Genomic DNA, 13,847 nt, shown 5'->3' on the forward strand with positions numbered 1-13,847 from the left:
GAAGAGATTTATGAAAGCATCAATATTAGCGAAGCTAGAATCGCTGGCGGAGCGCTACGAGGAAGTACAACACCTGCTCGGAACGCCTGAAATCATTAGTGAGCAGAACAAATTTCGTGCGCTGTCGAAAGAGTACGCGCAGCTGGAAGAAGTGATCAAATGTTTTACGGCGTTTAAGCAAGCCAAAGAAGACCTCGCGGCAGCGCAAGAAATGGCCAACGAAGATGATCCTGACATGCGCGAGATGGCGCAAGAAGAAGTCGCGCAAGCCGAGCAAAGCATTGTTGCGTTGACCGATCAGCTGCAAATCTTATTGTTGCCGAAAGACCCGAACGATGACCGTAACTGCTTTTTGGAAATCCGTGCTGGAGCCGGTGGCGACGAAGCCGGGATTTTTGCGGGTGACTTGTTCCGCATGTATAGCCGTTATGCCGAGCAACGCGGTTGGAAGCTGGAAATGATCAGTGCCAGTGGAGGAGAGCACGGCGGCTTTAAAGAAGTCATTGCACGTGTGGCTGGCGAAGGCGCCTACGGTGTGCTGAAATTTGAATCCGGCGGTCACCGTGTACAACGCGTACCTGCCACCGAGTCGCAAGGTCGCGTCCATACGTCAGCGTGTACCGTGGCGATTTTGCCTGAAGTGCCAGAAACGGAAGCCCCTGAAATTAATCCGGCCGACTTGAAAGTTGACACCTTCCGAGCCTCAGGAGCGGGGGGGCAGCACGTCAACACCACGGACTCTGCGATTCGCATTACTCACTTGCCGACCGGCACTGTGGTGGAATGCCAAGATGAGCGTTCACAACATAAAAACCGCGCCAAAGCCATGTCAGTACTGGCAGCACGTTTGATTAAAGCGGAAGAAGAAAAACGCGCCGCTGAGGAAGCTTCAACCCGTCGTAACCTGCTTGGCTCGGGCGATCGTTCCGATCGGATTCGGACTTATAACTATCCGCAAGGTCGCGTCTCCGATCATCGCATTAACTTAACCTTGTATCGTTTAGACGATGTGATGCAAGGGGATCTCGATAGCTTGGTGGATCCTGTGATTCAAGAGCATCAAGCGGATCAATTAGCGGCCTTGTCTGAGCATCCATAATGACAGTCACGATAGGCGCGTTGCTGGCCGATAGCACCACTGAGCTCACCGCATTATCCGGTGGCTCGGCGGGCATTGATGTTAAAGCTTTGCTCTGCCATGTGTTAGCGCAACCTACCAGCTATCTCTACACCTGGCCCGAGCGCAAACTCACCGCGGCACAACTGGCGCAATTTCGTCAGCTGTTTGCCCGCCGACTGCAAGGAGAGCCGATTGCATACATTCTGGGCTACCGTGATTTTTGGACCCTGAGACTGAATGTATCGCCAGCGACGTTGATCCCGCGTCCAGAAACCGAACTCTTGGTAGAACAGGCGTTAGCGCTTCTGCCAGCGACCCCTTGTCGGGTGTTAGACTTAGGCACCGGCACGGGAGCGGTGGCATTAGCCATTGCCAGTGAGCGCCCCGATATCACCGTTGTGGGCGTTGATTTGATGCCAGAAGCAGTGATGTTGGCAAGCCGAAACGCGGATGCGCATCAAATTAACAACGTCCACTTTATTCAAAGTGACTGGTTTAAGGCGTTAAGCGATATGCATCGGTTTGATCTGATTGTCAGTAATCCGCCTTACATCGATGAGACGGATCCGCATCTGCAACAAGGGGATGTTCGTTTTGAGCCCATGAGTGCGCTGGTGGCTGAAGACAGCGGGTTGGCAGATATTCGTTATATTGGTCAATCCGCCCCCGATTACTTAGCCGCCTCTGGCTGGTTGATGGTCGAACACGGCTACAACCAGGGAGAAGCGGTGCGTCGTGTATGGAAAGAAGCGGGTTGGCACAATCTCCAAACCCAACAAGATTACGCTGGGCTCGATAGAATCACCTTGGCACAGCGACGTTAATTGAGACTGACAGGAAGCAGGAATCATTATGATCTACATGGCCCTCAAGCACACCCACTTACTGACCGTGGTATTAAGCCTCTCTTTATTCGTGATCCGTTTCGTCTGGGTGATGCGTGATAGCGAGATGATGAACAAAAAATGGGTCAAGGTCACACCGCACGTGGTCGACACCTTGTTATTGACCACCGGTGTCGCATTGATTTTTGTCACCGGTTTTATACCGTTTACAGAGTCTGGTGCGTGGTTAACCGAAAAGCTGACCTGTGTACTGGCCTACATTGCATTAGGCTTTGTTGCTTTACACTACAGCCGCGGCAAACTGTTCCGGACACTGGCGTTTTTTGGTGCATTAGGGTGGGCCTATGCCGCCGCTAACTTAGCACTGATTAAAGTTCCACACCTCATGGGATAAATATGATGCCATTAACCGATCAACAATTAGATTCGCTAACACTGGCAGAAGGGGCTATCAGCCTCAACCATGCCATTGATGCGTCGATCGACGCTCATCAAGTGAAGGCCTCTCTCGATCGTCTCGCGGATGAAGCGGAGCATCAGCTCGGCGCCGAGCCCGATATGGCGCTGCGTCTTGAGGGATTATGCCGTCTTTTTTATCACCAATGGCAGTTTAAAGGCGATATCGAGCAGTACTTTTCTTCCGATAATGTCTTTTTGGATAAAGTCTTAGCACGTAAAACCGGGATCCCCGCTTCACTGGGGGCGGTGTTTTTATACCTCTGTGAGCGCTTATCCTTACCCGTTCAACCCATCGCTTTTCCCAGTCAACTAGTGTTGAGAATTGATCAACTGGATAACGCTCCTGTGTTTATTAACCCCTTCAATGGCGAACGTGTGAGCCAACGTACTTTACGCGGCTGGTTAAAAGGGAGCCAAGGGCCGCTGGCGGAGCTTGAAGATTCACACTTATTGCCGAGCGACAATCCAACCATTATTGGTCGTTGGCTGACGGTGGCCAAAAGTGCTTTATTACGCGAAGAAAAGTACGCCCTGGCACTGCGTTGTAGTGAGCTTGCGTTGACCTTTAGCCCAGACGATCCTTACGAAATTCGAGATCGTGGCTATATTTTTCAGCAGTTGGATTGCGATCGCGTAGCGGCGACCGACTATGAATATTTTATTGAGCAGTGCCCGGACGATCCGGCCGCTGAGCTGTTAAAAATGCAAGTGAAAGCGCTTAACGAAGAGCAACCGACGTTACATTAATGCGTGTTAACGCATGATAAAGGATACCCCTATGACGCAAAAAACCGTCCATATTGGCGATACACCTGTTGCGAATGATCGCCCGTTCACCTTGTTTGCTGGCATGAATGTGCTGGAGTCACGTGATTTAGCGATGCAAATTTGTGAGCATTACGTCAAAGTGACTGACAAACTTGGCATTCCTTACGTCTTTAAAGCGTCGTTTGATAAGGCGAATCGCTCCTCGGTGCACTCTTACCGTGGCCCAGGGATGGAAGAAGGGTTAAAGATTTTTGAAGAGCTCAAGCGCACCTTTGGCGTCAAAGTGATCACCGATATTCATGAGCAATACCAAGCTGCGCCCGTGGCGGAAGTCGCCGACGTGATTCAGTTACCGGCGTTTTTGGCTCGCCAGACCGATTTGGTCGAAACCATGGCCAAAACTGATGCGGTGATTAACGTGAAAAAGCCTCAATTTATGAGCCCTGGGCAAGTGGGCAACATTGTTGATAAATTTGCTGAGTGCGGCAACGAGAAGGTGATTTTGTGTGAGCGTGGTAGCTGCCATGGTTACGATAACCTGGTCGTTGATATGCTGGGTTTTGATGTGATGAAAAAAGCCTCAAACGGTAGCCCAATTATTTTTGATGTGACCCACGCGCTCCAGTGTCGCGATCCGCAAGGCGCTGCATCCGGCGGCCGTCGTCAGCAAACCGTTGATTTAGCACGTGCAGGTTTAGGCACTAAAATTGCTGGCTTGTTTATCGAAGCGCACCCAGACCCAGATAATGCCCGTTGTGATGGCCCCTCAGCCCTGCCGCTGAATAAACTCGAGCCTTTCCTCGCGCAAATGAAAGCCCTGGATGATGTGATCAAAAGCTTTGCAGATATCGATATTCGCTAATCCGACCTATCGATACCCATAAAAAAGCTGCCCAACGTTGGCAGCTTTTTTTGTGCTCATTAGCAACAAACATGATTATGCAAAAGTAGGTGGCACTTAGTCAGAGAGCACAGTTAAAACCAGCCTTTGTGTCCATTCACATAGGTCGCGTCAAACTCTTTATCTGTTTTGATCAGATAAATGATGAATTCAACAAAAGCAATAGTCCCGATAATTATGCTAGGGATGCCCAGCAAGATAAAACCAAATAGGAAGGCTAACAGCATGATAAGGCCTTCTTTGGTATAACCAAGATAGAATTTGTGTACGCCAAATGCTCCAAAGAAGAAGGCCAACAAGGCTGCTGGTATTTTCTTTGAGCTGGTCGCGGATACCGCTTCACCAAACACAGCGGTCGCTTTCCCATCTGATAGCGCAAAATCAACATTCATACCAGTCTCTGGTAGCGTGCCAGATTTCCACTCGTCCATGGTTAGATTATATTCAATCCCGTCTTCACCGGTGATCAGACCTTCGCGCTTTGTATTGTCAAAGCTCTTTATTACCCCTTTCATTTTTACTCCTGTAGCGTAGAAAAAATAGACAAAGTTTTTAGCACACTTTTAATGGTTGTCCAGTAATTCATCTATTATGTTGAACTGGTTAGACGTTTTTTTTAGGGATCACGCCGTGCTGCATGTCTTCATTTAGGCGCGTCACTAAATAGTCAATTAGAGTGCGGAGTCGTTTGGGCATCAAGGTACGATTAGCATACACCAAGCTAATGGGGACAGTGGGCATTTGCCAGTCAGTGAATAATTGCATCAAGCTGCCTGATTCAAAGTGGGGACGACACAAAAACGTGGGTAAAACTGCAATGCCTAAACCATCAAGGCAGGCCTGTAACGAGGCAGTAATGGTGTTAACCCGCAGTCGATAGGGCAGATCGATGTTAAAAACGTCTCCTTCTTCGTCATGCAACTCCCAAGACAGCAGCTTGACTGCTTGGTTATACACTTTGACTTGGCGGTGTGGTGGACGAAGATCTGAGGGAGCCGTGACAGTGCCTGTTTCAGCCAAATAAGCCGGACTGGCTGCCACAACTCGAGTCGCATTGGTCAGTAGCCGAGAAACGAGGTTTGAGTCTTTGCGTGTCCCCACTTGCGCGTAGAGATCAATGCCTTCACCAATAATGTCGACTTCACGGTTACTCATCTCAAGGTGTACGCGAATATGCGGATGCAGCTTGATGAATTCGTTGATGTACGGCCCCAATACCTGATGGCCGAGCTCTACGGGCATCACCACATTCAAATCCCCTTGGATCAATTCTTGGTGAGCGGTGATTTCAACTTCCGCCTGCTCCATGATGTCTTTCGCCAACAGGCACGATTGGTAAAAGCGCTCGCCCTCCGCGGTCAGCTTTAAGCTGCGCGTGGAGCGCGTGATCAAACGCACACCTAGATTGCGCTCAAGATCAGAGACTTTTCGACTGACCGTCGATTTTGTCATTCCCAGTGCCTCAGCCGCTTGCGTGAAACTGCCTAATTCCACCACTTTCACCAAGATAGCGAGCGCATTGAAGTCCAACATCCTTCCTCTAATTAAGTTTATTTTTGCAACAGTGTTTTTGATTATAGCGCGATTATTAATTAATACGATTGGTTTACAATTCGAAACACTTTGCTTGGTATTGATTTAACTAACATTAGTGAGACCTCATGACAGCCTCAACCGCTTCGAAACGCATTAAAGCGCCGCTATTGGCGACCTTGATATTCCTCGTGATTGGTGTGCTTGGCGCCGGGTACTGGTGGATGGAGGGGCAGTACCATGTCTCGACCGATAACGCCTACCTAAAAGGGGATATCGTCACCATCAGTCCCAAAGTCGCTGGCTATATCGTTGCCCGATATGTCGACGATAACCAGTTTGTAAAAGCCGGGACCTTACTGGCCGAAATTGACGATCGCGATTATCGCACCGCGGTCTCACAAGCTAAAGCAGCACTCGCCTCGGCAAGCGCTAGTGTCGAGCATCTGCACGCACAACAAACCTTGCAGAACAGTAAGATCCGTCAAGCCGCGAGTCAGATGGCATCCGCGCAAGCCGAGTACGATCGTGCCAAGCAGCAAGTGGCCCGTACCCAGCGTTTAATCGCGCAACATTATTCCTCTGAAGATGAACTGGATGCCCAACTTGCGCAGCAAAAAGTACGACTCGCCCAGTTGGAACAAGCTAAAGCCGCGCATCATGCCGCCAGTGACCAATTAGCTGTATTAGCCAGTGAGCTGAAACAAGCCCAAGCTGCGATTGATGATGCCACCGCTAAGCTGACACAAGCGCAGCTTAACTTGGATGACACCCGCCTTTATGCGCCTGTTGATGGGGTGATTGGTAAACGGAGTTTGCGCGTTGGCATGCTGGTTCAGCCGGGTATGCCGTTAGTCAGCTTGGTGCCTCAAGGGAAGGTGTGGGTTGAAGCGAATTTTAAAGAAACACAGATCGCGCATATCCAGCCGGGGCAATCGGTGGATATTGAAGTGGACGCGTTTCCCGGACAAGCACTACATGGCGTGATCGATAGCTTCTCGCCAGCCACGGGCGCACAGTTTGCGCTGCTGCCCCCTGAAAATGCCACGGGGAACTTTACGAAAATTGTTCAGCGGGTGCCGATTAAAGTCCGGATCCCTGATCAGCCACTTAAAGCCAAGTTATTGCCAGGGTTATCCGTGATTGCAACGGTAGATACACGAGGCTGAAGATGACCGCGACTACGTTAACGGCTGATGCCTACAGCGAGCAGGTGCCGCTCAAAAACTGGATTGCTCTCTTGGGTGGGTTGATTGGGGCCTTTATGGCCATTCTCGACATTCAAATCACCAATGCATCGCTAAAAGATATTCAAGGGGCGCTGTCGGCGACCTTGGACGAAAGCTCGTGGATCTCGACGTCCTATCTGGTGGCAGAGATGATTGCGATCCCACTCAGTGGTTGGTTGTCGCGGGCGCTGGGCGTACGGCGCTATCTGACATGGACTACTGCGGTGTTTACGCTTTCGTCTTTTTTATGCTCACTGTCTTGGAATATGAGCGCGATGATCGTGTTTCGAGCGATGCAAGGCTTTAGCGGTGGCGCGCTGATCCCATTGGCTTTCTCGCTGGTGGTGCAACTGTTACCCGCCAACAAACAGGCGATTGGTATGGCGATGTTCGGTGTCACGGCGACGTTTGCGCCTGCCATTGGACCGACCTTTGGTGGCTGGCTGACGGAAAATCTGTCGTGGCACTATATTTTCTACATCAATATTCCACCAGCAATGCTGGTGATAGCCATGATCCGCTACGGACTTGAGGATACGCCGTTATCATTGTCATTGCTGAAAAAGGCCGATTGGGTCGGAATTGCCACTATGGCGTTAGGGCTCGGCTGCTTAGAAGTGGTTCTTGAAGAGGGCAATCGTGAAGATTGGTTTGGCTCGTCATTTATTATCACGCTCAGTGCGATTTCCGTGGTGAACATTGTCTACTTTGTGATTAACGAGCTGCAGCACCCCCGTCCACTGGTGAACTTGCGGCTACTGAAAGACAAGCAATTTGCCTTATCCTGCTTTGCCTATTTAATTTTGGGTATGGCCTTACTGGGCTCGATTTACGTGTTGCCGTTGTATCTCACCCAGATCCAACACTACAACGCGATGCAAATTGGCCAAGTACTGATGTGGATGGGGTTGCCTCAGTTGTTACTCTTTCCGCTCGTGCCTAAGTTAATGCGCGTGTTTCGCCCAACCCACATGGTGACATTTGGCTTTGTAATGTTTGGGCTAAGTTGTTACGTCAACACACACATGACCGTCGATTTTGGTGGTCAGCAGCTGGTTTTATCCATGATCCTGCGTGCCATTGGTAGTCCATTTATTATGGTGCCTTTGTCGATAGTGGCACTGAAGCATATCCAGCGTGATGACACGCCAGATGCCTCCACACTCACCAATATGATGCGTAATTTGGGCGGTGCGTTTAGCATTGCCATGATAGCGACCTTGCTAGATAACCAAACACGCTTGCACTTGGCGAACATCAAAGCCACCTTGTCCACAGTGAGCGAGCAAGGTTGGCAGCGTTTGCACCAACAAACAGATTGGTTTATCGCCACAGGCAGTGATGCCACCACCGCGTTGCATCAAGCACAAGCCAGCGTGCTGAATGTGATGCAACGTGACGCCGCCATCATGGCGTACAACGATGCCTTTATGGTGATGACCGGCTTCTTAGCATTGGCAGCCGTGGTGATCCTCTCGCTCGAAGACTAACCCCCGCTCGATAGTCACAACGCAAAATGGGAGCGGTGTACCGCCGCTTTCTTCGCTATCCTTCCTGATAAGTCCAAGTAGCTCGACCGACAAACAGCGTTGTCCGATGTATTCGGCTATTGTCGCTGTCTTTTCGTCTGCCACAGTGTCACTTGTTTGGGTTCGCCTTGCTGGCAAGATCAGCTTTGGTTGCGAAACACTGTCTAGCAGTGAGTACGAGCCGTTGAGGTTTTTAGATGTTTAGACGTCTATTTGTTGACTGGACGGCTAGAGGGCTGTAATCTTGTTGACAGTTTTATAAGAGGTATAACAAAACTGCCATGACAACATCAGCAAACACCACACCGAAGCCTTCTGCGCTTGCACTGCTTCCCCTGATTTTATTTTTAATCCTTTTTATTGGATCGGGCGTGTATTTTACCTTAGAAGGTGTCGACTACGCCTTTTATCAATTGCCTGCACACGTCGCGATTTTACCCGCGGTAATCTTGGCCATTGGCCTAAGCCGCGAGCGCCTGAATACGGCCATTGAGCAGCTCATTCGTGGCATGGGACATGGTGATATTATTGCCATGTGTTTAATCTATTTGCTGGCTGGTGCGTTTTCTTCGGTGGCGGATGCAACCGGGGGCGTGGAAGCCACGGTCAATCTTGGGTTAGCGCTGATCCCCGAAAGCCTTATTCTGCCGGGCTTATTTGTGATTGCGGCGTTTATTTCCACCGCAATGGGCACCTCGATGGGCACCATTGCCGCGCTTGCGCCTTTTGCATTGAACATGGCCACTGCAACCGGTCAATCGCCCGCTGTCATGGCAGGTGTATTGCTGAGCGGCGCGATGTTTGGCGATAACTTATCGTTTATCTCTGATACCACAATCGCGGCCACGCGCTCACAAGGCTGTAGCATGCGTGACAAGTTTAAAGAAAACGTTGGCATTGCCATTCCTGCTGCCATCGCTGCGATCATTCTGTTTGTATTTAATAATCAAAGTGCGCCAGTTGAAGCGCCTGAGAGCATTAACTACTTGGCGGTTATCCCTTACCTTTCGATCATCGTATTGGCACTGGCGGGACTAAATGTGTTTGTTGTCCTGACTTCAGGTATTTTGCTGGCGATGGGCGTGGGTCTGATGAGCACGCCTGACTTTACCTTGATGACGTTTAGCCAAGAGGTCAAAGACGGCTTTGCCAGCATGCAAGAAATCTTCGTACTCTCGTTAATGATTGGTGGTATTGCTGAATTGATGCGTTGCCAAGGTGGATTAAGCTTTTTGACCAACACAGTCAATAAAGTGATTGTCCGCTTTCAGAAAAACCAAGGTCAGCATCACTCTCGTGCGAGCGAGTTTGGCATCGCCTTGTTAGTGTCTTTCGCTAACTTATGTACGGCCAATAATACCGTGGCCATTGTTGTATCGGGCCAAGTGGCTAAAAATATAGCAACTGAGCATTCCGTACCGGCTAAGCGAAGTGCAAGCTTGTTGGATATCTTTTCATGTGTCGTGCAGGGCATGATTCCTTATGGCGCACAAATTCTGTTACTCGGTGCAAGCTTTGGGCTATCTCCTTTAGTGATTGTCAGCCATTCTTACTACTGTTTCTTTTTAGCCGCGTCTGCCTTAATTGCTGTTAGTAGTCGTCATTGGTGGCAAGCGCGCCGCGCGTAACCGTCACTTGATAAAACCACGGTGCTGGCTTTGCCTGTCTCATTAGATAAGCAAAGGCTGCACCGTTTTTTAATGGCTTAGAATCTTGGCTCTAGAAATTTTGCCCCGATCACCAAAGTCAGTAATTTTGGATATCGTATAGTGATCATCGCAACAAAAATATGAAATGGCTCAGCGCTATAGCAACAATTCTTTTAGACTAGACAGCGTTTTCTAACCACCGACAATGATGTCGATGGTGGTTTATCCCTCGCTAAAAAGGTCTATGATCATGAAGGAACGTCTTTGTTTAAAGGCAGCGGTTAGTGCTGCGTTAATTGCATCATTGGCAGGGTGTGCCAACTCAGGCTCTGAGACACCAGAGCAAGGTTGGGCGCCAGATACCACTTATAAACTCACCATTCTTCATACCAACGACAATCACGGTCGTTTCTGGCACAACCGCTATGGCGAATACGGCATGGCCGCGCGCAAAACGCTGATCGATGAGCTGCGTACAGAAGCACAAGCAGAAGGCAGTGAAGTGCTACTGCTCTCAGGCGGTGACATCAATACCGGTGTCCCAGAGTCTGATCTACTCCACGCGGAACCGGATTTTAAAGGGATGACGCGCATCGGTTACGACGCCATGGCGATTGGTAACCACGAGTTTGATAACCCATTGAGCGTGCTCGAGCAGCAAATGCAGTGGACCGATTTTCCAATGCTGTCTGCCAACATTTACGATAAAGAAACGGGCGAGCGTAAATTCCAGGCCTACGAGATGTTTGAGCGCAATGGCCTAAAAATTGCTGTTGTCGGTCTGACCACAGAAGATACCGCGAAAATTGGTAACCCTGAGTACATTGGCTCGCTCGACTTCCGTGATCCGAAAGCAGAAGCGAAAAAAGTGATCGCCAAGCTCAAAGAAACCGAAAAGCCGGATATCATTATTGCGGCAACCCATATGGGCCACTATGCCGATGGCAAAAGCGGTGTAAACGCCCCGGGTGATGTGGCGTTGGCGCGCTATATGGATGATGGCGACCTTGACCTTATCATCGGCGGCCATTCACAAGAGCCGGTTTGTATGGAAGGACCGAACACGTATAACGAGAGTTTCGAGCCCGGTGATGCGTGTACCCCAGACCAGCAAAACGGCGCGTGGATCATGCAAGCCCATGAATGGGGTAAATATGTCGGTAAAGCGGAGTTTGAATTCCAGAATGGCGATTTAAATCTTGTCAGCTACGATCTTATTCCTGTGAACCTGAAAAAGAAAATCAAGGTTGATGGTGAGAGCCAGCGCGTCTTTATTCAAGATGAAATCGCAAAAGACCAAGCTTTGTATGACTTCTTGAAGCCATACCAAGACAAAGGCCAAGAGAAGCTCAACGTTAAGATTGCTGAGAGTAACGGCAAGCTAGAAGGCGATCGTGATGTGGTGCGCTTCCAGCAAACCAACCTAGGCCGCTTAATTGCTAAGTCGCATATGGAACGCGCTAACGCTGACTTTGCGGTGATGAATTCAGGCGGTGTGCGTGACTCTATTATCGCCGGTGATATCACTTACAAAGACGTGCTTAAAGTGCAGCCATTTGGCAACATGGTCACTTACACCGACATGAGCGGTAAAGAAGTGATGGATTACCTCAATGTGGTTGGCACCAAACCCGCAGACTCTGGCGCGTATGTCCAATTTGCCGGCGTTTCAATGGTGGTTGAAAACGGCAGCGTTCACGATGTGAAAATTGGCGGCGAACCGATTGATATGGAAAAAACCTATCGCTTTACCGTGCCAAGCTTTAATGCGGCCGGCGGTGACGGTTATCCAAAACTGACTAACCACCCAGGTAACGTCAACACAGGTTTTGTCGATGCGGAAGTGCTTAAAGACTACCTTGAAGCAAACAGCCCTATCGACGTCAACGATTATGCGCCACAAGGTGAGATTGTTTACAAATAAAACCGGATAAAATGGCGATAAAGATAAAGCGGCACCGATGCAGTGCCGCTTTTTTTATGTAATGATAATGCGGTGTTGGAGTAGTAGAGAAACATTATGACGCCAGCAATAAAATTGGCAGAAAAACAGGGGATTGCCTTCTCGGTTCATCAATATGCGCATGATCCAAATAATCCAAATTTTGGCGATGAAGCGGTTCAAGCGTTGGGGCAGGATCCGGCCCGAGTCTTTAAAACCTTATTATTTTGTATCAATGGTGACAGTAAACAGCTGGCCGTTGCTATTGTGCCGGTAAAAGGAAGCTTAAACCTTAAAGCCGCCGCAAAAGCCGCGGGCGGGAAAAAAGCAACCATGGCCGACCCTCAGGTGGCACAACGCGCAACCGGATACCTTGTCGGTGGCATTAGTCCGCTCGGACAGAAAAAGCGTCTACCGACGTTTTTAGATGCCTCAGCAAAACAGTTTTCAACCCTGTGCGTTAGCGCGGGCCGTCGCGGTTTAGAAATTGAACTATCCCCGGACGATCTGATGACGTTAACCGCGGGGCAGTATGCCGCGATTGGCGAGTAAAAAAGAGGATAAACAAGCATGACATTGACCATTTGGGCATCGTTAGCCTTAGTTTGTATGCTGGGAGCGATGTCACCAGGGCCCAGCTTGGTGGTGATGGCAAAACATAGCCTCGCTAACAGCCGCCTACATGGCATTGTCGCCTCATGGGCCCATGCGTTTGGTGTTGGCCTGTATGCGTTAATTACCATGTTAGGGTTAGCGGTTATCTTTAAACAATCGCCTATCTTGTTCACGATTATCGCCTACGCAGGGGCGGCGTATCTCGGTTGGTTAGGGATCAAATCACTCCTGAGCAAAGGCGGCGTCGCGGCAAAGCTAGAGGCGGGCAAAACCGCAAGCCTTAGCGAAGCGGCGCGTGATGGCGCGATGATTTCCATGCTAAACCCTAAACTGGCGCTCTTTTTTATTGCCTTATTCAGTCAATTCGTCGCAGTAGGGTCTGACTTATTCAGTCGCAGTGTGATTGTGCTAACCCCGTTATTGATTGACGGGCTTTGGTATACATTGGTGGCATTTTTGCTCTCAAGCCCCACCATTGTTGACAAAATCCGTCATCGTGGCGCTTGGATTGACAAGCTGTCAGGGGTGGTTTTAATCGCGCTGGCAATACGCGTGGTATTTACGCTGCAGTAAAGCAGTAAAGCAATAAAGCAAAAAGACTGGCAACTCGCCAGTCTTTTTGTTGTTCAGGCACGGTGACTGAGATGTCGTTCGCGGGTTTCTAACTTTTTCTCTTGGCTCTTTTTGAGCATCACATACAGCGCACCCGAGCCGCCTTGATGCCGCAGAGCAGAATGAAAGCAGAGCACGTCAGAAATTTGTTGCAGCCACTGGCAGACATAGCTTTTCATCATTGCCGGTGGGTTGCTCCTTTCGCCTTTACCGTGAACGATAATCACGGTACGCACGTCCATTCGTTGGCACTGCTTTAGGAAGCGGAGAATTTCATCACGAGCTTTTTCCAACGACATCTTGTGCAGATCAAGCCGAGCATTAATGTCATATTTACCCAAGCGTAGCTTGCGAAAGACCCCGTCTTGCACGCCATCCCGCTTATAAGCCATGACGTCGTCGGGTTTAACCATGGTGGCATAATCCAGTGATAGATACTCAGGATCACTGTGAGCTAACCTTTGTGCTGCGTACTGACGGGCAAGTTGCGCTTCAGTCGGCGAGTGTGGTCCGGCTTGGTCCTCAACCGTGTCCTGTTCGATTGGCGCCACGTCAGACATCATTTCTCGGAATAGCTCAAATTCGTTTTTATCACTCATCACTACAGGGCCATCTACGTCGTGGAGTCATTTGGGACAGTATAAA

General features: G+C 49.7%; 14 protein-coding genes. 11 read left to right on the top strand and 3 right to left on the bottom strand.

Features of this window, described 5'->3' with window-relative positions; genetic code table 11:
- Positions 1-10: 10 nt before the first annotated feature.
- From prfA to kdsA, 5 genes are read left to right on the top strand one after another with little or no spacing between them, the layout of a single operon-like run.
- Positions 11-1,099, top strand: coding sequence for a peptide chain release factor 1 (gene prfA, locus BZG81_RS11865; protein ID WP_077575927.1), 1,089 nt, complete (start codon positions 11-13; stop codon positions 1,097-1,099).
- Positions 1,099-1,944 (top strand): peptide chain release factor N(5)-glutamine methyltransferase, encoded by an 846-nt coding sequence (gene prmC / locus BZG81_RS11870; protein WP_077575926.1) that lies wholly within the window; start codon positions 1,099-1,101, stop codon positions 1,942-1,944. Before prfA ends, prmC begins: the two co-directional genes overlap by 1 nt.
- A 31-nt stretch (positions 1,945-1,975) precedes the next feature.
- Complete coding sequence (locus BZG81_RS11875) at positions 1,976-2,359, top strand: SirB2 family protein (protein WP_025673295.1); 384 nt, start codon at positions 1,976-1,978, stop codon at positions 2,357-2,359.
- Positions 2,360-2,361: 2 nt separating this feature from the next.
- On the top strand, positions 2,362-3,171 hold the full coding sequence (locus tag BZG81_RS11880; RefSeq protein ID WP_025744492.1) for a SirB1 family protein: 810 nt from the start codon (positions 2,362-2,364) through the stop codon (positions 3,169-3,171).
- 31 nt (positions 3,172-3,202) lie between these two features.
- Positions 3,203-4,054 (top strand): 3-deoxy-8-phosphooctulonate synthase, encoded by an 852-nt coding sequence (gene kdsA, locus BZG81_RS11885; RefSeq protein WP_077575925.1) that lies wholly within the window; start codon positions 3,203-3,205, stop codon positions 4,052-4,054.
- A gap of 113 nt (positions 4,055-4,167) precedes the next feature.
- Here kdsA and BZG81_RS11890 read toward each other — a convergent pair whose 3' ends face one another.
- Positions 4,168-4,608, bottom strand: coding sequence for a TM2 domain-containing protein (locus tag BZG81_RS11890; protein WP_077677476.1), 441 nt, complete (start codon positions 4,606-4,608; stop codon positions 4,168-4,170).
- Between the two features lie 88 nt (positions 4,609-4,696).
- The gene (locus BZG81_RS11895; protein ID WP_077660775.1) at positions 4,697-5,623 is read right to left on the bottom strand and encodes a LysR family transcriptional regulator; all 927 of its coding nucleotides are present in this window, start codon (positions 5,621-5,623) and stop codon (positions 4,697-4,699) included.
- A 131-nt stretch (positions 5,624-5,754) separates the two neighbouring features.
- Here BZG81_RS11895 and BZG81_RS11900 point away from each other — a divergent pair, with 131 nt between their 5' ends.
- The 6 genes from BZG81_RS11900 (at position 5,755) to BZG81_RS11925 (ending at position 13,163) form a co-directional block, all read left to right on the top strand.
- A complete protein-coding gene (locus BZG81_RS11900; protein ID WP_077460065.1) occupies positions 5,755-6,795 on the top strand; it encodes an HlyD family secretion protein in 1,041 nt (346 codons plus the stop codon).
- A gap of 2 nt (positions 6,796-6,797) precedes the next feature.
- On the top strand, positions 6,798-8,345 hold the full coding sequence (locus BZG81_RS11905) for a DHA2 family efflux MFS transporter permease subunit (protein ID WP_077677477.1): 1,548 nt from the start codon (positions 6,798-6,800) through the stop codon (positions 8,343-8,345).
- A 320-nt stretch (positions 8,346-8,665) separates the two neighbouring features.
- Positions 8,666-10,012 (top strand): Na+/H+ antiporter NhaC family protein, encoded by a 1,347-nt coding sequence (locus tag BZG81_RS11910; RefSeq protein ID WP_077660759.1) that lies wholly within the window; start codon positions 8,666-8,668, stop codon positions 10,010-10,012.
- A gap of 271 nt (positions 10,013-10,283) precedes the next feature.
- Complete coding sequence (gene ushA / locus BZG81_RS11915; protein WP_077660760.1) at positions 10,284-11,957, top strand: bifunctional UDP-sugar hydrolase/5'-nucleotidase UshA; 1,674 nt, start codon at positions 10,284-10,286, stop codon at positions 11,955-11,957.
- A 96-nt stretch (positions 11,958-12,053) separates the two neighbouring features.
- Entirely contained in the window at positions 12,054-12,527 is a 474-nt protein-coding gene (gene ybaK / locus BZG81_RS11920; protein WP_025744494.1) for a Cys-tRNA(Pro) deacylase, read from the top strand.
- A gap of 18 nt (positions 12,528-12,545) precedes the next feature.
- The gene (locus BZG81_RS11925; protein ID WP_077460070.1) at positions 12,546-13,163 is read left to right on the top strand and encodes a LysE family translocator; all 618 of its coding nucleotides are present in this window, start codon (positions 12,546-12,548) and stop codon (positions 13,161-13,163) included.
- A gap of 53 nt (positions 13,164-13,216) precedes the next feature.
- On the opposite strand, the gene smrA is transcribed toward BZG81_RS11925, so the two are convergent.
- Complete coding sequence (smrA, locus tag BZG81_RS11930; RefSeq protein WP_025744495.1) at positions 13,217-13,801, bottom strand: DNA endonuclease SmrA; 585 nt, start codon at positions 13,799-13,801, stop codon at positions 13,217-13,219.
- Between the last annotated feature and the right edge of the window lie 46 nt (positions 13,802-13,847).

Origin of the sequence: Salinivibrio sp. MA607 (genome assembly GCF_001996245.1) — a bacterium.
Classification (GTDB): Bacteria; Pseudomonadota; Gammaproteobacteria; order Enterobacterales; family Vibrionaceae; genus Salinivibrio; species Salinivibrio costicola.

Bases quoted from the DNA above. Each gene is read 5' to 3' on its own strand.
- prfA (WP_077575927.1), top strand. From the start codon at position 11: ATGAAAGCATCAATATTAGCGAAGCTAGAATCGCTGGCGGAGCGCTAC.
- prmC (WP_077575926.1), top strand. From the start codon at position 1,099: ATGACAGTCACGATAGGCGCGTTGCTGGCCGATAGCACCACTGAGCTC.
- BZG81_RS11880 (WP_025744492.1), top strand. From the start codon at position 2,362: ATGATGCCATTAACCGATCAACAATTAGATTCGCTAACACTGGCAGAA.
- kdsA (WP_077575925.1), top strand. From the start codon at position 3,203: ATGACGCAAAAAACCGTCCATATTGGCGATACACCTGTTGCGAATGAT.
- BZG81_RS11890 (WP_077677476.1), bottom strand. From the start codon at position 4,608: ATGAAAGGGGTAATAAAGAGCTTTGACAATACAAAGCGCGAAGGTCTG.
- BZG81_RS11900 (WP_077460065.1), top strand. From the start codon at position 5,755: ATGACAGCCTCAACCGCTTCGAAACGCATTAAAGCGCCGCTATTGGCG.
- BZG81_RS11905 (WP_077677477.1), top strand. From the start codon at position 6,798: ATGACCGCGACTACGTTAACGGCTGATGCCTACAGCGAGCAGGTGCCG.
- BZG81_RS11910 (WP_077660759.1), top strand. From the start codon at position 8,666: ATGACAACATCAGCAAACACCACACCGAAGCCTTCTGCGCTTGCACTG.
- ushA (WP_077660760.1), top strand. From the start codon at position 10,284: ATGAAGGAACGTCTTTGTTTAAAGGCAGCGGTTAGTGCTGCGTTAATT.
- ybaK (WP_025744494.1), top strand. From the start codon at position 12,054: ATGACGCCAGCAATAAAATTGGCAGAAAAACAGGGGATTGCCTTCTCG.
- BZG81_RS11925 (WP_077460070.1), top strand. From the start codon at position 12,546: ATGACATTGACCATTTGGGCATCGTTAGCCTTAGTTTGTATGCTGGGA.
- smrA (WP_025744495.1), bottom strand. From the start codon at position 13,801: ATGAGTGATAAAAACGAATTTGAGCTATTCCGAGAAATGATGTCTGAC.